At 66.2% G+C, this 17,140-nt stretch carries 14 protein-coding genes; 2 read left to right on the plus strand and 12 right to left on the minus strand.

Annotated features, from left to right (window positions below):
* Positions 1–18: 18 nt before the first annotated feature.
* Positions 19–2,001, minus strand: a complete 1,983-nt coding sequence (locus tag ABE464_RS01815; protein ID WP_346470477.1) for a serine hydrolase domain-containing protein — start codon at positions 1,999–2,001, stop codon at positions 19–21.
* A gap of 324 nt (positions 2,002–2,325) precedes the next feature.
* On the opposite strand from ABE464_RS01815, the gene ABE464_RS01820 reads away from it, so the two are divergent.
* Complete coding sequence (locus ABE464_RS01820) at positions 2,326–2,961, plus strand: XRE family transcriptional regulator (RefSeq protein WP_176989825.1); 636 nt, start codon at positions 2,326–2,328, stop codon at positions 2,959–2,961.
* A gap of 3 nt (positions 2,962–2,964) precedes the next feature.
* Here ABE464_RS01820 and ABE464_RS01825 read toward each other — a convergent pair whose 3' ends face one another.
* From ABE464_RS01825 to ABE464_RS01835, 3 genes are all read right to left on the minus strand, one after another.
* A complete protein-coding gene (locus tag ABE464_RS01825; RefSeq protein WP_346470478.1) occupies positions 2,965–6,084 on the minus strand; it encodes a discoidin domain-containing protein in 3,120 nt (1,039 codons plus the stop codon).
* A gap of 135 nt (positions 6,085–6,219) precedes the next feature.
* On the minus strand, positions 6,220–7,527 hold the full coding sequence (locus ABE464_RS01830) for a HipA domain-containing protein (RefSeq protein WP_346470480.1): 1,308 nt from the start codon (positions 7,525–7,527) through the stop codon (positions 6,220–6,222).
* Positions 7,524–7,874 carry a helix-turn-helix transcriptional regulator gene (locus tag ABE464_RS01835; RefSeq protein ID WP_346470481.1) on the minus strand — a complete coding sequence of 117 codons (351 nt, stop codon included), beginning with the start codon at positions 7,872–7,874 and terminating at the stop codon, positions 7,524–7,526. The genes ABE464_RS01830 and ABE464_RS01835 overlap by 4 nt, the downstream gene beginning before the upstream one ends.
* A 329-nt stretch (positions 7,875–8,203) precedes the next feature.
* Here ABE464_RS01835 and ABE464_RS01840 point away from each other — a divergent pair, with 329 nt between their 5' ends.
* Positions 8,204–9,370 carry a nucleotide sugar dehydrogenase gene (locus tag ABE464_RS01840; protein ID WP_346470482.1) on the plus strand — a complete coding sequence of 389 codons (1,167 nt, stop codon included), beginning with the start codon at positions 8,204–8,206 and terminating at the stop codon, positions 9,368–9,370.
* A gap of 10 nt (positions 9,371–9,380) precedes the next feature.
* Here ABE464_RS01840 and ABE464_RS01845 read toward each other — a convergent pair whose 3' ends face one another.
* The 8 genes from ABE464_RS01845 to galE all read right to left on the minus strand — a co-directional run bounded on the left by ABE464_RS01845 (position 9,381) and on the right by galE (position 17,109).
* Positions 9,381–10,268 (minus strand): DMT family transporter, encoded by an 888-nt coding sequence (locus ABE464_RS01845; RefSeq protein ID WP_346470688.1) that lies wholly within the window; start codon positions 10,266–10,268, stop codon positions 9,381–9,383.
* Between the two features lie 32 nt (positions 10,269–10,300).
* Entirely contained in the window at positions 10,301–11,350 is a 1,050-nt protein-coding gene (murB, locus tag ABE464_RS01850) for a UDP-N-acetylmuramate dehydrogenase (protein ID WP_346470483.1), read from the minus strand.
* On the minus strand, positions 11,347–12,402 hold the full coding sequence (locus tag ABE464_RS01855) for a quinone-dependent dihydroorotate dehydrogenase (RefSeq protein WP_346470484.1): 1,056 nt from the start codon (positions 12,400–12,402) through the stop codon (positions 11,347–11,349). Before ABE464_RS01855 ends, murB begins: the two co-directional genes overlap by 4 nt.
* Before the next feature lie 9 nt (positions 12,403–12,411).
* A complete protein-coding gene (locus ABE464_RS01860) occupies positions 12,412–13,182 on the minus strand; it encodes a class I SAM-dependent methyltransferase (protein WP_346470485.1) in 771 nt (256 codons plus the stop codon).
* A gap of 7 nt (positions 13,183–13,189) precedes the next feature.
* A complete protein-coding gene (locus ABE464_RS01865; protein ID WP_088434394.1) occupies positions 13,190–13,474 on the minus strand; it encodes a DUF4190 domain-containing protein in 285 nt (94 codons plus the stop codon).
* Between the two features lie 50 nt (positions 13,475–13,524).
* The gene (locus ABE464_RS01870) at positions 13,525–14,310 is read right to left on the minus strand and encodes an SDR family oxidoreductase (RefSeq protein ID WP_346470486.1); all 786 of its coding nucleotides are present in this window, start codon (positions 14,308–14,310) and stop codon (positions 13,525–13,527) included.
* Complete coding sequence (locus ABE464_RS01875) at positions 14,310–15,842, minus strand: aldehyde dehydrogenase family protein (RefSeq protein ID WP_346470487.1); 1,533 nt, start codon at positions 15,840–15,842, stop codon at positions 14,310–14,312. Before ABE464_RS01875 ends, ABE464_RS01870 begins: the two co-directional genes overlap by 1 nt.
* Positions 15,843–16,077: 235 nt before the next feature.
* Positions 16,078–17,109, minus strand: coding sequence for a UDP-glucose 4-epimerase GalE (galE, locus tag ABE464_RS01880; protein ID WP_346470488.1), 1,032 nt, complete (start codon positions 17,107–17,109; stop codon positions 16,078–16,080).
* Positions 17,110–17,140: the final 31 nt, after the last annotated feature.

Genomic DNA, 17,140 nt, shown 5'->3' on the forward strand with positions numbered 1-17,140 from the left:
CCGTGGTGGGGCTACGGGTCAGTAGTTGAGTGCGAAGTCGGCCAGGCCCATCAGGACCAGGGCGTAAGCGAGTACGCAGGCGGCGATCAGCAGCAGCACCGCCCACACGCGCGCCAGCCAGCTGCGCCCGGCACGGAAGGTCTGCACCAGATTCCAGGCCGTTGCGCCGATGCCGCCGACGATGGCGATCACCGAGCCGATGCCCAGCCCGATCACCGCCGGATCCAGACGATCGTCGAGGCGGGCGAAATCCGCCGACGCCCAGGCCATCACGGCGATGGCCACGGCCGGCACCAGCAGCATGAACCAGCAGGCGGCGCGGCTCAGGCGATAGGCCAGCAGGGTGCTGCGCGGCCAGCCGAGCACACGGCCATGACGACGCCGCACGAACGCCGCGATGGGCCAGGCCAGTGCGGACAGCGCCAGCACGCTCACGGCAGCCGTCAGCAACGGCTTGAGCCACAGCGCCGAGCGGTAGCCTTCCGCGGCCAGGAACACGTTGAACGGGGAGGACGAATCCACCGCGAAGCCGACCGGCTTGCCGTCCTTGAGGATGGCGGCCAGGCGCAGCTCGCTGTTGGTCGCCTGCCACAGCCACGGAGCGACCGGCTTGAAGGTGGTGGGCTGCCCGTTGGGCTGCTTCAGGCGCGGCAGACGCAGGCTGCCATCGTCGAGGGCTTCAAGGCGCGTCTGGGTGAGGATGCCGGTGCGGCCGATGCCGGTTTCGGCACGGCGCGAATCGAGGTAGCTCGGTGCCGCCAGCTGGCGTGCCTGCTGCTTGGCCAGGCCGGCGTCGGCGGCCAAAGACGGGGCCGGGGCGGCGGCCGGGAAATAGCGATCGGCAAAGTTCTCCAGCAGCTCACGCCGGATCGGGCCGGTGATCCCATTGGCGCCGGCGCTGTTGAGCGAGACGAACAGGCCGACATCGTGGTCGCGGAACAGGAACAGCTGCGAGTGGAAGGAATAGGTGTCACCGGCGTGGGACACCACGCGCTGGCCGTTGACGTCGATCTCATAGAACCCGAGCGCCATGGTGTTGAGCGGCGGCGCGAAGCGCGTCTGCGGCGTCAGCATGAGCTGGCTGGTCGCCGCCTTCAGGATGGCCGTGTCATGACCGCCCGCCGCGCTCAGGTGCGCGATCATGAAGCGCGCCATGTCGCTGCCGGTGGCCGACAGCGCACCCGCCGGGGCGGACGGGGTGACTTCGAACGCACGCGGCTTGCCCGAGCCCAGTGCATAGCCCTGGGTGACCAGCGCACGCAACGCCGGCGGCAGCGGCTGGCGGAAGCTGGCGTGCTGCATCTGCAGCGGCACGAAGATGTGCTGCTCGACATACTCGGCGAACGGCTGGCCCGACACGCGCTCGACGATGTAGCCGGCCAGGCTGGTGCCGTAGTTCGAATACGCCGGCACGGTGCCCGGCGGGAAAATCTGCGCCGGCACGCGGCGCTTGAGGTACGGCCCCAGTGCAATGCCACCGGCTTCGGCAACCGCCTCGCTGGTCCACATGTACTTGATGTTGGCCTCGAAGCCACCGGTATGCGTCATCAGCTGGCGCAGCGTGATCGGCAGGCCGCGTTCGGGCACCTTGAAGTCCAGGTACTGGTTGATGTCCGCGTCCAGATCCAGCTTGCCCGCTTCCACCAGCTGCATCACCGCGGTCCAGGTCATCAACTTGGAGACCGAGGCCATCCGGAACAGCGTGCGGTCAGGGTCCACCGGCGTCTGCTTGGCCACATCGGAGACGCCGTAGCCGCGACGGACCAGGATCTGGCCGTCCTTGACCACGGTGACCACCGCACCGGCGATATCGCCACGTGCGATCGCATACGGCATGAAGCCATCCAGCCAGGTGGTCGCATCGTCGGCGGTCAGCCGGGCAACGGAATCGGCCTGCAGTACCGGCGCGGCCGGGGGAGAGGGCGGCGGCTGCTGGGCATCCGCCTGGAAGGTCAACAACAGCCCACAACACAACGCGACAAAGCCTGACAACGCACGCATGTGACGATCCCCTTGCGAACTGGAAGACGGGGCACCCTAGGCAATTGCGTCAGAGGGCCCAAAACCATCTCAATCAGACAACAATATTCCTGATCAGAGAAATGTCAAATGCGCGTGATCCTTTGGGGCCGTCGCCTTGTACGCACATCGGGGGGCTTGCGAGGACTACAGGCGGCGTTCCTCCGCTATTGGGAACGTTTTCAGCGCCTTGAAAGGCGAAATGAGAGACGAACGCGACAAGAAACCATCCTGATCAGGATGGCATTCATCTCTACGTAGTATCGTATCCACTACTTCACCAGCAATAGCCCAAAGGTCCTGTCGATGAGCCCCAAAAGCCCGACGCTCGGAACCCTGCTGCGCGGTCTTCGCACCCGCCAGGGTTGGACGCTCAAGGAAATGAGCGAGCACACCGAAATCCCCCTGTCCACGCTGTCCAAGATCGAGCACGACCGCCTGACCTTGACCTACGACAAGCTCCAGCACCTGGCCCAGCGCCTGAACCTGCGCATGTCCGATCTGTTCTCCGAGCCCGATGCCGACAGCGCGCCCAAGCCGGTCACCGCCCGGCGCAGCCTCGGCTCGCTGGACAAGGCGCTGCGGGTGCAGACCGACAACTACGATTACTACTATCTGTGCACCGAACTGCGCCGCAAGCGGATGATCCCGATCCTGACCAAGGTGCGCGCCAAGACTACCGCCGAGTTCGGCGACCTGGTCCGCCACCCGGGCGAGGAGTATGTGCACGTGATGGAAGGCCGCATCCAGGTGCACACCGAGTTCTACGATCCGGTGGTGCTGGAGACCGGGCAGGGCATCTACATCGACAGCCAGATGGGCCACGCCTACATCGTCGATACCGGCTGCGAGGAAGCGGTGCTGCTGGCCGTGTGCGCGAGTGCGGACGAGGATCTGATGGAGTCGCTGATCACCCTGCATGAGCATGAGGGGAGTGTCTGACGCTCACCACGTCGCCACCAATGTGCGGAACGGCGCGTTGATCAACACGCCCCGTGCATCGTAGTCACGCACGCTGCGCCCATCGATCCGCACGGAGGATGGGCGCGTGCGGCTCGGCCACCACACGCGTACTGCGGTGTCCCTGCGCAACCCCTTGCCCAGCGTGACCTGCAGCGTGCTGTCGCGCTGCTGCGCCTGCACCGCCAGAGTGCCGTAGGCGGTCGGTAGTCGATCCACCGCCAAGCCATCGCCGGCCACCCAGGACGGCGGGGTGCCCGGCAGCAGCGACAGCGCGTCATCGTCTTCGCGCATCAGCATCCCGAACAGCGTGCGCCCGTACTCGGCGCCGATCCACGTATGTGGCATGTCACCGAGATAGCGCGGGAAGCGCAGCCGGGAATGCACGACCTCGGCCAACACCTGCCACTCCAGCGGGCGCCGGTCATGCAGCAATCCCTGCAGCAGTTCATCGGCCGCTTCGGGCTGGTCCAGGTGCACGTAGCTCAGCACGTTGCGGATTTCGTACGGGGTATAGGCATACAGCGCGTCCGGCTGGCTGCGCTTGCGGACATCGTCCAGATAGCGCGCGAACGTGGTGCGCAGCGCCTCGGCCGGCAGCACATCCTGCGCGCCGGTGGGGTCGAGCGCGATCGACACGCCGGTCGGGTCGCCATCGCCAAGGTCGGCCGAAGAGGGGATGAAGTCGATGCCCTTCCACGCCATCGTGGCGCGGATCGAGGCCGCCAGCGCATCGTGCAGGGCGGTGTACTGTTCGCGCGCCCACGCGGCGGTTTCGTGATCGCCCAGCGACTCGGCCAGCCATGCGCCGTCATGCCAGCCCTTCAGGCCCCAGTAGTCGTCCCAGTAACTGTGCGTGGGCGAGGGATAGCCTTCATGGCTGATCGACGGTGCCAGGATGCCAGCGAAGCGCTCGGGGGCGGGCTGGGTGGCCATGTAGCCGGGCACCAGCGTGCGCTCGCGCAGTTCCTGCAGGAAGCGCATCGCCGCCTTCACCTTGGGCAGATAGGCGCGCACCGACTCCGGCCCCCCATCCAGGCGCGCGACGTCGGCGACCAGGCTGATGTACTGGCCCTGGCTGTCGTATTCGATGTCCGAGCCGAACCCGGTGTTGACGCTGCCATCGTCGTTGAGGATGGGGGAGACCAGGCCGTTGGCATGCACGCCGTGCTCGCTGTACCAGGCCAGGTAGTCGCGCGCGACCTTGGATTCGCCCATGCGCAGCAACACCGCCGAGGTGGCCATGCCGTCGCGGATGAAGGAGCGGTTGTAGTTGCGTGGGCCGGGCTGCATCGCCGGGCCGGTCTGGTTGATCAGCATGTAGGCAGCCTGTGCGCGCAGCATGTCCACCAGCGAGGGGTCGGGGAGGCGCAGGCCAACCTGGCCCAGGCGCGCCTGCCAATCGTCCGATGCACGCTTGGCCAACGCGTCGTACGCGGCATCGGGCGCACGGGGTGTGCCGGACAAATCCAGCGCTGGCGCATCCGGCAGGGAGCCGTCTTTGGCTGTTGCCGCGGTGCCAAGCGGGAACGCGATCACCACCGAACGGCTGGCACCCGGCGCGAGCTGGATGCGGTAGGCCAGGGCGGCGGAGGCGAGACCCTCGGGGTCTCTTGCCTGCATCGCGGCAGGCAACGTGCCACCAGCGATCGCCGCGGTGATCTCGGTGCTGCCCTCCGGGCCGAACGGTGCCGCACCGGCAGCATCCACCGGCGTCAGCGACTGCAGCAGGGCGCGCCCATTGACGCGCACGCGTTGACCCTCGATGGCGACCTCGCGGATCGGTGAGAGGCCACCGTTCTGCCACGGCGGATTCATCTGCATCGGCCGCACCGCCAGGGTCAGGGTGCCGTCGACGGTGGTGCTGCCGGTATTGCGCAGGCGATGCCGTACGAAGGTGACCGGCTGGCCATGGACCTCGACCGCGAACGCCTCGCTCTGGAGTTGAAGCCCGGGTTGCGGCGACCACGTCGCCGAGGGCATCGGCTTCCAGCCATCGCGCAGCGCGTGTTGCAGTGGCTGGTCTGCGGCGCCTGTGGCAACACCGTCTGCGTTGCGCCAGATCGGCTGCACCAGCGGCGCGCCCTTGAAGGCCTCAAGGTTGCCGTATTCGTCGAAGATCGATTTCTGCCGGCCGGCGTGGATGCCGACCGCGGTCCAATAGGTCTGCTGCATGTGCAGCGAGGCCGGGAACAACGCACGCTGGGTGCCGCTGGCGGCGATCTGATAGCGCTTCATTGGCGTCATCACGGCTTTCGGGCCGAGCAGGCGCAGGCGGTCAACCTGTGGCGCATCGCCCTCCACCGTCAGCCGCAGCGCTGTGGCGGTCACCGCGGCAGTGCCGGCCAGCCAGCTCTGTTGCCGTGTGCCGGCCTGCGGGTCGTGCGCAAGGTCCATCCAGTGGCCCTGTGCATCGCGTGCCTGCAGCCGTGCGGCGCCATGGGACCCTGACCAGTCCACGGCCAGGCCGGTGGTGGCGACCGCACGCGGCAGTGTGATCTCAAGCGTATACGTACCGTGGCTGCCGCGCGGAACGGGGACCGCACTGCCGCCTTGCCACAGCGCTGCGGCCCGGGTGGCATCCACGCCGGCCACGCGCGCGCTGGTGGTGCCGTCCAGTGGTTCGAGTTCAAAGATCGACACGCCCCAGTCCGAGGTGCGCGCCGGGCTGACCAGGCGAAGATAGCGGGCCTGGCGTGGCGCGAAGTAGAGCGTTTCGATACCGCCGAGTGAATCGCGCATGGTGTAGGCCGGCTGCCACTGCTGGCCGTCCAGCGAGGTCTGCACGGTGTAACCCTCAGGATTTGAGACATCCCAGGTGATCTGCGCGCCGCTGAGGGTGCTCGGCCTGCCCAGGTCCACCTGGAACCAGTGTCCCGGGCTGAAAGCGCCGCCCGTCACCGTCTTCGCATCGCCATCGATGAGGTGGCTGACCGCCATTGCCGGGACCTGCTGCGAGGAACTGCTGGCCTGCCACTGGCTGCGCGGCGGCAGGGTCTGTGCAGTCGCGGACAGGCTCAGCGCGAGGGCGGAGACGAGCAGGGTGGCGGCCAGGGCGCGGCGCGGCCGGTACACAACAGTCGAACGGTCAGCATGCAGCCCCATCAACGTGCTCCTGATCTGGAACCACCCCGACATCGGGATGGAGCCCACGCTAGCAGGGGCTGTAACCGTTTACATGACGCGTCGCAATATGGAGCGCGCCCTCAGGTGGCCGCGTTGGCGATCTAAATGCGCAGCTCAGCGGATGTCCGTGCGCAGGCTGCCGCGGATCTGGTCGCGCCATACCTCGGCGACGCCGGCCTGATCGGCAAACTGTGGCCAACGCAGCACGCTTTGCCGGACCTGCTCAATGATGTCGCGGGCGCGGCGGGCGTTGATCGAGGCCGTCGCAGCACATGCGGCCAGGTCGGCCAGATCGAACCCCTCGCGCTTTCCGTTGATCGACATCTGGTGCCGGGCCGTCCAGTCGCCGTCCGGGTTGTACGCCCAGGTGATATCGAACGCAGGTGACAGCGACCATTGGCCCTGGCGGTCCATCAGGTAGGCGATGTTCTTGACGTGGTCGTCCTGGTTGCGCGCGATCACGTTGAACACCATTCGCCGGAACTGTTCCTCCAGCTGCGCCATGGGCAGGCGCAACTGGCGCATGACCAGGAGGGCCTGTTCGTAGGAGTACGCCGTAGGATCATTGAAGTCGAAGTGGGCCATCGCCGCCAACGACTGCATATGGCGCTTGCCCCCGGCATCGGTGCGATCGAAGCGCTGGGTCATGAAGTGGCGGCGGCCGCCTTCCTCCAGCAGCCGGCACTCGCTGATCTGGATGCCCGCCTCGCGTGCCATCAGCGCGTACGCATACTCGACCACGCCGTAGCCCTTGGGGTCCGCCAGTTCCTTGTCGCGGTTGTTCTGCACGCCATCGAACTTGAGCAGCCAGTAGCTGAAGCCTGGCGCCGCCGCGGCCTGGCCCGATCGGACCTCACCAGTGTCTTCGTTCCAGGCGATCACGGCCTTGGCGCGTGCGCCACCGGCCGAGGTGCCCACGCGCAGAATGTCGCGCAGCGCATCGGCGCGTTCTTCATCGCCGAACGAGGCGCGCAGGTTGTCGCGATTGCTCAGAACCTCGGTGGCCAGTGCGACCAGCGCATCGATCTGAATTTTGTGTGCCGTGCGCACGCGCGGACCATGCACAGGCGAGAACTCCAGCGCCCCCATGCCGCGCGTGCCGGTGTAGCACAGCCGCTCCACCGCATTGAAGCTGTCCGGCGTGCGGCCCTGGGTGGCCAGCCACGCGTTGATGAGGGTGTTGCCGTACTTGTCCGGCAGGGCGTCGGCGAGCAGGCCGGGCAAACCATGGAAGCCTGCCGGGTTGAGGGAGGGAAAATTGAAGACCCGATCCGCCGCGAGCGGCATGGTCAGCGGGGCGACTTCAATGCTGGAACGTGCGAAGGCCGGGTCGTAGGCAAACTGCGCGATCCGCTCGCCGTCGGCCAGCGTCACCGCGCCGATCCGGCTGCCCCACAGGCGCACCTCGGCCGTGGTGCTCATTGCTCATCGCCCCAGGTCCAGGGTTTGGCCGGCGCGGGCTCTGCCACCCCGGGTCGCGCGCGCTGGCGCGGGTGGCCGCGGCGCTCGAGCAGATCGATCGGATTGGGGCTGTCGCTGGGCAGCATCACGTCCAGCGCATCCAGCCTGCCGAGGGCGCGCAGGCATCGGATCAGATTCGCCAGCTGGGCGGGCGTGCCGTCTTCCAGCCGCTGTACGGTGCGCTTGGAGACGCCGGCAGCATCGGCCAGCTGCTCCTGGGTGATGCCCTGCGAAAGCCGCGCGCGGGCGAGGCGTTGCCCCAGCTCAACCAGGACCGCCTCGTCCGTCATCAGATCTGTGATCGTCATAAAGTGACCCTCCTGGCGCTTTGTATCCCATAAGTTTGATAAGACGTCAAGTTTGACGCTTTAGGCCTATTGAAATCATTCAATATAAAGCGTCAAACATGGCGTCTTGTGCAGAAAATCTTTTATAAAGCGTCAAGGGTGGCGCGTAACGGAACGTTGTTCTGCGAGTCGGGTGGCTGATGCGCGAAGCTGTGGCGGGCAGCCGGCCTCCCCAGCCAGCAGCATTTACAGGAATACTGCCGCCTTCCGTGCCCCTGCGCGGGCGCTCAGCGCAGGGCGTTTGCTAAAATTCCCGGTTCACTCTGGACGCTGTAGAAGAAGGACCTCGAATGAAGATTGCCGTCGCCGGTACCGGCTACGTGGGCCTCTCCAACGCGGTGCTGCTCGCGCAGCATCACGACGTGGTCGCGCTGGACATCGATCCGGCCAAGGTGGCGATGATCAATGCCCGCCAGTCGCCCATCGAGGATGCCGAGATCGAGGATTTCCTCGCCAATCGCACCTTGAGCCTCACCGCCACGCTGGACCCTGCGCAGGCCTATGAAGGTGCGGATTTCGTCATCGTCGCCACGCCGACCGATTACGATCCCACGTCGAACTATTTCAACACCGGCTCCGTCGAGGCAGTGATCGCTGATGTAGTGCGGATCCATCCGTCGGCCGTCATCGTGATCAAGTCGACCGTGCCGGTCGGTTGCACAGCCGCGTTGCGGGCCAAGTTCAACACCGACAACATTCTGTTCTCGCCGGAATTCCTCCGCGAGGGCCGCGCGCTGCACGACAACCTGCATCCGAGCCGGATCATCGTAGGCGAGCGCTCCGAGCGCGCCGCGGTGTTTGCCGAGCTGCTGAAAGAAGGCGCGATCAAAAAGGACGTGCCGGTGCTGTTCACCGACGCGACCGAAGCGGAGGCGATCAAGCTGTTCTCCAATACCTACCTGGCAATGCGGGTGGCCTACTTCAACGAACTGGATACCTACGCCAGCGCGCACGGGCTGGATACGCGCCAGATGATCGAAGGCGTCAGCCTGGATCCGCGCATCGGCGGCCATTACAACAATCCGTCCTTCGGCTACGGCGGTTACTGCCTGCCCAAGGACACCAAGCAGTTGCTGGCGAACTACAGCAAGGTGCCGCAGAACCTGATCCACGCCATCGTCGAGGCCAACCGCACGCGCAAGGATTTCATCGCCGATGACATCGTGGCGCGCAACCCAAAGGTGGTGGGCATCTACCGGTTGGTGATGAAGGCCGGCTCGGACAACTTCCGCGCTTCGGCGGTGCAGGGCGTGATGAAGCGGATCAAGGCGAAGGGCATCGAGGTCATCGTGTACGAGCCGGTGCTGACCGAGCCGACCTTCTACCGGTCCCGCGTGGTCAACGATTTCGCCGCGTTCCTTGCCGAGGCCGACATCATCGTCGTCAACCGGCTGACGCCGGAGCTGGAGAACGTGGCGAACAAGGTGTACACGCGGGATTTGTTCGGGTCGGATTGATGCCCGGGGTCTATTCCCCCGGCTTGGCGGCTGCGGTGACGGCCTGCGATTTCGCCCGCCGTGCCAGCACCGCTTCGCGGTGGGCGATGTAGGCATTGGCGCCGAGAATGATGCCGGCGCCGATCACGGTCCAGCGGTCCAGCGTCTCATTGAACAGCAGCCAGCCCAGCAGGCTCACCAGCGGCAGCTGCATGAAGCTGATCGGGGTCAGTGCGGAGACCTCGCCCAGGCGCAGGGCGCGCGTCCACAGCAGCTGGCCCAGCGTGCCGAGCACGCCGGTCGCGACCAGCCAGACCCACACCAGGCCGGTCGGCCAGACCCACACGAACAGCGCGGGCACCAGCGACAGCGGCACCCAGAACACATAGGTGTAGAACACCACGGTATCGGCGCTGTCCACGCGGGTGAGCTGCTTGATCTGGATCGCCACCAGCGAGCTCAGCACCGCGGCGCCCACGGCGACCAGGGTGCCGGGGGTGAAGCTGGTCGAGCCCGGGCGCACGATGATCAGCACGCCGATGAAGCCGATGATCACCGCCGCCCAGCGGCGCATGCGCACCGTCTCGCCCAGCCACAGCACGGCAGCGATGGTGACGAACAGCGGCGTGGAGTAGGAGAGCGAGATCGCCTGGGAGATCGGCAGATGCCCGATCGCCCAGAACGCGCACAGCATCGAGGCCAGCCCGATCGCACTGCGCAGGAAGTAGCGCGGCAGCTGCTGTGTCTTCAGCGGTGCGCTGCCGGGGCGGATCAGCATCGGCAGCAGCGCCAGCAGGCCGAAGGCGTTGCGGAAGAACGCCACTTCCTGGGTCGGCACGTAGCGGGTGGCGTAACGGATCGCGATCGCCATCAGGCCAAAGGCCAAGGTGCTGCCGAGCATCAGCAGGGCGGCCCGCAACGGCGTGGCCACCGGTAACGCGGGGGCGGGGTTCACCACTGTGCGCCGATCAGCCTGGGCTCCGGTTCAATCGGCACGCCGAACTTCTCCAGGACCGAGGCAGAGATCCGCCGCGCCAACGCGAGCAGTTCTTCACCGGTGGCCTGGCCGTAATTGACCAGCACCAGCGCATGGCTCGGGGCCACGCCGGCATCGCCATCGCGGTAGCCCTTCCAGCCGCAGCTCTCGATCATCCAGGCCGCGGAGATCTTGCGGCGGCTGTCGTCGTCGGCCGGGAACACCGGCAGCTCGGGGAAGTGCTGCAGCACTACTTCCACCTGTTCCAAGGGCAGGATCGGGTTCTTGAAGAAGCTGCCCGCGTTGCCCAGCACGTCCGGATCCGGCAGCTTGCGGCGGCGGATGTTGATCACCGCGTTGGCCACGTCGGCGGCCACCGGCAGTTCCACACCCATCGCCTCCATTTCCTCGGCGATCCCGGCATAGCCCAGGCGCAGGCCATGCAGCAGCGGCAGGCGCAGTTCGATCGCGGTGATCAGGTAGCGGTCGGGGTCGTGCTTGAAGATGCTGTCGCGGTAACCGAACTGGCAGCCTTCGGCATCGAAGCGCACCCAGTCGTTTTCGTGTCGGTCCCAGGCATCCACGGCCTGGATGAACTCACCGACCTGCGCGCCATAGGCGCCGATGTTCTGGATCGGCGAGGCGCCAGCAGTGCCGGGGATCAGGGCCAGGTTCTCCAGCCCGGAGAGACCGTTCTGCAGCGACCACATCACCAGGCCATGCCAGTTCACGCCGGCACCGGCGCGCACGATGGTGTGGTCGGCGCGGTGCTCCAGAATCTCGATGCCGCGATTGGCGAACACCAGTACGGTGCCGTCCACGTTGTCGGCGATCAGCACGTTGCTGCCGCTGCCGAGTACCAGCAGCGGTTGGTCGGCGACGCGCGGCAACGCCAGCACCTCCGGCAGCACGGAAGGATCGAACACCTCCAGCAGCTGTGCGGCAGTGGCGTCGACGTGGAAGGTGTTGAGCGCCTTCAGAGAGGCGTTCTCGGTAATGGTCCAGGCAGTCATGGCGTCGTTCACAGCGGTGCCACCGCGCCGCGGCTCGGCGCCTCTCTGCGGCGGCGGATTGCTTCCACGCACTCGTGCACCAGCTCCGGGCCACGGAAGATCAGGCCGCTGTAGCACTGCACCAGCGCCGCACCGGCCGCCATCTTGGCCACCGCATCCGCACCGGATTGAATGCCGCCCACGCCGATCAGCGGCATCGACTCGGGCAGGCGCGCACGCAGGCGGCGCAGCACCAGGGTCGACTGGCCCAGAAGCGGCGCACCGGACAGGCCGCCGGCTTCGTTCGCGCGCGGGTCACCGGCCACCGCACTGCGGTCGATGGTGGTGTTGGTGGCGATCACGCCGTCCACCTTGAGTTCGCCGAGCACGCGCGCGGCGGCGTCGATATCGCGGTCGCTCAGATCCGGGGCGACCTTGACCAGCATCGGCACGCGCTTGCCATGCTTGGCCGCCAGGCTTTCCTGGCTGTCGCGCAGCTGCGAGATCAGCTGGCGCAGCGCGGTCTCTTCCTGCAGCTCGCGCAGGCCGGCCGTGTTCGGCGAAGAGATGTTGACGGTGATGTAGTCGGCCAGCGGATACACCTTCTGCAGGCAGTGCTGATAATCGTCGAACGCCTGCTCGTTGGGGGTGTCCTTGTTCTTGCCGATGTTGATGCCCAGCAGACCGGTGCGGCGCTTGGCGCGCTCGACATTGCGAACCAGCGCATCCACGCCCAGGTTGTTGAAGCCCATGCGGTTGATGATGGCCTGGTGGTCCGGCAGCCGGAACAGACGCGGCTTCGGGTTGCCCGCCTGCGGGCGCGGGGTGATCGTGCCGATCTCCACGTAGCCGAAGCCCAGTGCCAACAGGGCGTCGATGTGCTCGCCGTTCTTGTCCAGGCCGGCCGCCAGGCCCACCGGATTCGGGAAACTCAATCCGAACGCGTTGGTCGGCAGCGGGTCGATGCGGCGGCCCATCAGCGGCGTGGTGCCGGTGCGATAGGCCAGGTCCAGCGCGCTCAGGCCAAGGCCGTGGGCGCGTTCTGCATCAAGGGCGAACAGGAAGGGGCGGGCAAACGAGTACATGGCGTTCAATCAGTCCAGCGTGCCGACAAAGGCACGGGTTTGGTATTCAAAAGCGATTTGGCCGTCCACCGCGTGGGCGTCGAACAGCTGCTGCAGCGCCTCCAGCATCGGCGCATGGCGCGCGTGCCCGGCCTGCGGTGCGTACGAGGAGGACAGCAGGCGGCCGCGAAGGCCATCCAGGTCCATGCGCTGCACGTTCGGCAGCCGGGCCATGCCACGCAGGCCGTCGCCGAACCACGCGCGCATGGTGTCGTCGTCCTGGTAGCGCTCGGCCACCTCGGTGTAGTCGGTGCCGAATTCCAGCAGCAACTGTTCGTAGCCGATCAGGAACGGGGAGGCATCGAGCAGGCGCGAGTTCCAGAACACCAGGGCCATGCTCTCGGGCTGCAGGATCCGCGCCCATTCGTGGCGCACGGCCGTGGTGTCGAACCAGTGGAAGGCCTGTGCGGCGGCGACGAGACCGACGCTGTCATCGGCAAGGCCGGTGACCTCGGCGGTGCCGTCGGCGACCTTCAGGCGCAGGTAGTCCGGTGCGAGCAACTGCTCGGCGGCCTCGCGCATCGCGGCATTTGGCTCCACCGCGATGACCGGGTGGCCAGCGGCCAGGAACAGCCGGGTGGAAATGCCGGTGCCGGCGCCGATGTCGGCGACCAGCGTTTCGGTGGGCACGCCGATGTCGTGGTGCAGCCAGTCCAGCAGTGCCGGGGGATAGTCGGGACGGTAGCGGACGTAGTCGGCAACCCGACTGCTGAAGCGTTCGGTCGAATCCGAGCGGCTCATGTGCACCTCACGATTGGGTAGCGGCAAACCAGGCCAGTCCGCCGAAGAACAACAGGATCACCACCAGCGCGAGCAGGCTGCCGATCACGATGATCCAGCCCAGGATCAGGCCGGCCAGGGCCATGCCGTCGCCTTCCAGTTCCAGCGGGCGGCGGCGGATCTCGGCGCGGGCCAGGTGGCCGGTGACGATCGCCGCGATGCTGCCGATGAAGGGCAGGGCGGTCCAGCCGAGGATGCCCATGATCAGGCTGACCACGGCCATGGCACTGGTTTGTCGGGGCGGAAGGCTCATGCAGGTCCTGGTCGCGGTGGGGTGGTTCGATGATAGGGCCAGCGGCGGGTTTATCCCATCAGGACCTGGCCACCATCCACATTCAAGGTGTGCCCGGTGATCCAACCCGCCAGCGGCGAGCACAGGAACAGCGCGGCGTTGGCGATGGCCGCCGGCTCGCCGAAGCGGCCGAACGGAATCTTCGCCAGGGTATTTCGATACAGCTCCGGGTCCTGCTCGCGCCGGCGCGCCCACAAGCCATCCTCGAACTCGATCGAGCCCGGGGCGATGGCATTGACGCGGATCCGCTGCGGCGCCAGGGCCAAGGCCTGCGAGGTGGTGTAGTGCATCAGCGCGGCCTTGGCTGCCGCGTATGGCGCGCCACCCGGGCGCGGCTGTTGGGCAGCGATCGACGCCAGATTGAGAATGCAGGCATCGCTGGACTGCTGCAGCCAGGGCAGGGCCAGCCGCGAGGCGCGTACCGCCGACATCAGGTCGACGTTCAAGCTGGCTTCCCAGCCCGCCTCGTCGTCGGCCATGCCGTAGCCGGTGGCGTTGTTGACCAGCACATCGATGCCGCCCAGCGCCTGCGCGGCATCGGCCAGCCAGCGGTCGATGTGGTCCAGCTGGGAGAGGTCGGCACTGGCCGTGTGCACGGCCAAGCCAAGTTCCGCGGCATCCGCACGCAGGGCGGCCAGACCGGCCTCACCGCGTGCGCAGACCGAGACGCAGGCGCCTGCCGAAGCAAACGCCAGCGCCATCGCGCGCCCGATGCCCTTGCTGCCACCGGCAATCAGCACCCGGCGCCCGGTGAAATCGAGGCGCGGGCCGGCCGGCAGATGGGGCGCGGGTTCCATCACAGGTCGAACTTGATGCCCTGGGCCAGCGGCAGCGAATCGGAGTAGTTGATGGTGTTGGTCTGGCGGCGCATGTAGACCTTCCAGGCATCCGAACCGGACTCACGGCCACCGCCGGTGTCCTTCTCGCCACCGAACGCACCGCCGATCTCCGCACCCGAGGTGCCGATGTTGACGTTGGCGATGCCACAGTCCGAACCCGCGGCCGAGAGGAAGCGCTCGGCGGTCTTCAGGTTGGTGGTGAAGATCGAGGAGGACAGGCCCTGCGGCACGCCGTTCTGCATGTCGATCGCTTCATCCAGCGTGCTGTACTTCATCACGTACAGGATCGGGGCAAAGGTCTCGTGCTGGACGACCTCGTCGCTGTTCTTCAGGCCGGTCACGATGGCCGGCAGCACGAAGTTGCCGGCGCGGTCGATGCGGGTGCCACCGGTCTGCACAGTACCGCCGCTGGCCTTGGCCTTCTCGATCGAGGCCAGGAACTGCTGCACGGCGCCGTCGCTGTTGAGCGGGCCCATCAGGTTGGCCGGGTCGGTGGGATCGCCGATCTTGCCTTCCACCTGCTTGTACGCCTTGATCAGCGTGGCCAGCACGTCGTCATGGATGGATTCGTGCACGATCAGCCGGCGCGTGGTGGTGCAGCGCTGGCCGGCAGTACCGACGGCGCCGAACACGATGCCCGGGATCGCCAGCTTCAGATCAGCGGTTTCATCCAGGATGATGGCGTTGTTGCCGCCCAGTTCCAGCAGGCAGCGGCCCAGGCGGTGCGCGACCTTCTCGGCGACCTGGCGGCCGACCTGGGTCGAGCCGGTGAAGCTGATCAGCGGCACGCGCTTGTCGGCCACCATCTTCTGCGACAGCTCGGTGCCGGCATCGTTGATCAGGAAGAACAGGTCCGGGAACCCGCCGTCACGCAGCGCTTCATTGCAGATGCGCATGGAGGCGATCGCGGTCAGCGGGGTCTTGTTGGACGGCTTCCACAGGCAGATATCGCCGCAGATCGTGGCCAGGAACGAGTTCCAGGCCCACACCGCGACCGGGAAGTTGAACGCACTGATGATGCCGACCAGGCCCAGCGGCTGGTACTGCTCATACATGCGGTGGCCCGGGCGCTCGGAATGCATCGTGTAGCCGTAGAGCATGCGGCTCTGGCCCACGGCGAAATCGGCGATGTCGATCATCTCCTGCACTTCGCCATCGCCCTCGGGCTTGCTCTTGCCCATTTCCAGCGCGACCAGGGAGCCCAGGGCGTCCTTGTTGGCGCGCAGGGCTTCGCCACACAGGCGCACGGCTTCGCCACGGCGCGGGGCCGGGGTGGTGCGCCAGACCTTGAAGGCCTCCTGGGCGCGGGCCACGATGGTTTCGTAGTCGGCGTCGGTGGTCGCGTAGACCTGGGCGATGGCTTCGCCGGTGGTGGGGTTCACCGGGGTGATCACACCGGCATCGGTGGCCGAAGACCACTCGCCGTTGCCAAGGTAGGTGCCAGCGTTGGTCGCGTCGAGGCCGAGGGCCTTGAGCAGGTCAGAGGACATGCAAACTCCTGTTGCGTTGCGTTTGTAAGGCGCTGGCCGCTGGCAGGGTGGGGGGCGGCAAGCTGAACCCGGAATGGTAACAGAGGGGCGCGATGACTCATCTGGCGGTGCGGCGTAGTTTGGGCGCGGGTGAGCCTCGGGGCGGCCGGGGCCCCGAATTCATACTTGCAGTGTTTCAGGAGGGGGCGTCTGCGGCCGCCCGTCGATGGCTCACGCTGCAGTCTTCTTCAGCCGCTCAGGCAGCCTGAACAAGAGGTTTCTTGTGGGCATGGTGTGTCGACCACGCTGGCTGGTCACGATGCCAGAGCCATGCGCTCTCAATGATCGCTGCAAGTTCGGTCCACTGCGGCGCCCAACCGAGCTGCTCGCGTGCCTTGCCGCTGGTTGCGACCAGTCGCGCTGGATCGCCTTCGCGCCTTGCACTTACCTCATAAGGGATTGGAAGGCCAGCGACGTTGGCTGCGGTGGCGATCACATCGTGAACGGAGAATCCTTGCCCATTGCCCAGGTTGAACGTGTGGGCTCCTTCTTTCCTGTCCATGAAATTCAACGCAAGTGCGTGGGCCTGGGCAAGGTCCTGAACATGCACATAGTCACGCACGCAAGTGCCATCGGCCGTATCGTAGTCGTTGCCGAAGACCTTCAGTGACGGGCCCTGACCTAATGCCGCCCGCAACACGTTAGGTATCAGATGGGTCTCACATGCGTGAGCTTCACCGATGCCATGGTCAGGTAGGGCTCCAGCAGCGTTGAAATAGCGCAGCGCTACTGACCGCAGCCCATAGGCTTCGGCAGCATCTGCAAGGAAGCGCTCAGCCATCAATTTGCTGGCGCCGTAAGGATTAATCGGGGACTTGGGATGGCCTTCGTCAATTGCGTCTGCGATGGGATTGCCGAACACCGCTGCGGTTGAAGAAAATACCAGCTTATCCACGCCATGCTGCTTCATTGCCTCCAGAAGGTTTAGTGTCCCAGTGACGTTATTGGCATAATACGCATAGGGCTGACTGACCGACTCGCCTACTAGCGAACGGGCGCAGAAGTGCATTACGGCGTCGAACCGCTGTCCGCCGAAGGCTCGTTCGAGGCTGGCTGGATCCATTAGATCGGCCTCAATCAGCCCCCCCCAACGCACGGCCTCGCGGTGCCCGGTTGATAGGTTGTCTAAAACTGTCACCTGGTGGCCGTGCTCGGCAAGCCATTGCGCCATGTGGCTGCCGATATAGCCAGCGCCGCCACAAATTAGGATGTTGCGTTCCTGTTTCACGCCATTACTCCTTTAGTTCATTCCTGATCTT

Origin of the sequence: Stenotrophomonas sp. TWI587 (assembly GCF_039674145.1) — a bacterium.
GTDB classification, from domain to species: Bacteria; Pseudomonadota; Gammaproteobacteria; order Xanthomonadales; family Xanthomonadaceae; genus Stenotrophomonas; species Stenotrophomonas maltophilia_AY.

Bases quoted from the DNA above. Each gene is read 5' to 3' on its own strand.
- ABE464_RS01815 (WP_346470477.1), bottom strand. From the start codon at position 2,001: ATGCGTGCGTTGTCAGGCTTTGTCGCGTTGTGTTGTGGGCTGTTGTTG.
- ABE464_RS01820 (WP_176989825.1), top strand. From the start codon at position 2,326: ATGAGCCCCAAAAGCCCGACGCTCGGAACCCTGCTGCGCGGTCTTCGC.
- ABE464_RS01825 (WP_346470478.1), bottom strand. From the start codon at position 6,084: ATGGGGCTGCATGCTGACCGTTCGACTGTTGTGTACCGGCCGCGCCGC.
- ABE464_RS01830 (WP_346470480.1), bottom strand. From the start codon at position 7,527: ATGAGCACCACGGCCGAGGTGCGCCTGTGGGGCAGCCGGATCGGCGCG.
- ABE464_RS01835 (WP_346470481.1), bottom strand. From the start codon at position 7,874: ATGACGATCACAGATCTGATGACGGACGAGGCGGTCCTGGTTGAGCTG.
- ABE464_RS01840 (WP_346470482.1), top strand. From the start codon at position 8,204: ATGAAGATTGCCGTCGCCGGTACCGGCTACGTGGGCCTCTCCAACGCG.
- ABE464_RS01855 (WP_346470484.1), bottom strand. From the start codon at position 12,402: ATGTACTCGTTTGCCCGCCCCTTCCTGTTCGCCCTTGATGCAGAACGC.
- ABE464_RS01860 (WP_346470485.1), bottom strand. From the start codon at position 13,182: ATGAGCCGCTCGGATTCGACCGAACGCTTCAGCAGTCGGGTTGCCGAC.
- ABE464_RS01865 (WP_088434394.1), bottom strand. From the start codon at position 13,474: ATGAGCCTTCCGCCCCGACAAACCAGTGCCATGGCCGTGGTCAGCCTG.
- ABE464_RS01870 (WP_346470486.1), bottom strand. From the start codon at position 14,310: ATGGAACCCGCGCCCCATCTGCCGGCCGGCCCGCGCCTCGATTTCACC.
- ABE464_RS01875 (WP_346470487.1), bottom strand. From the start codon at position 15,842: ATGTCCTCTGACCTGCTCAAGGCCCTCGGCCTCGACGCGACCAACGCT.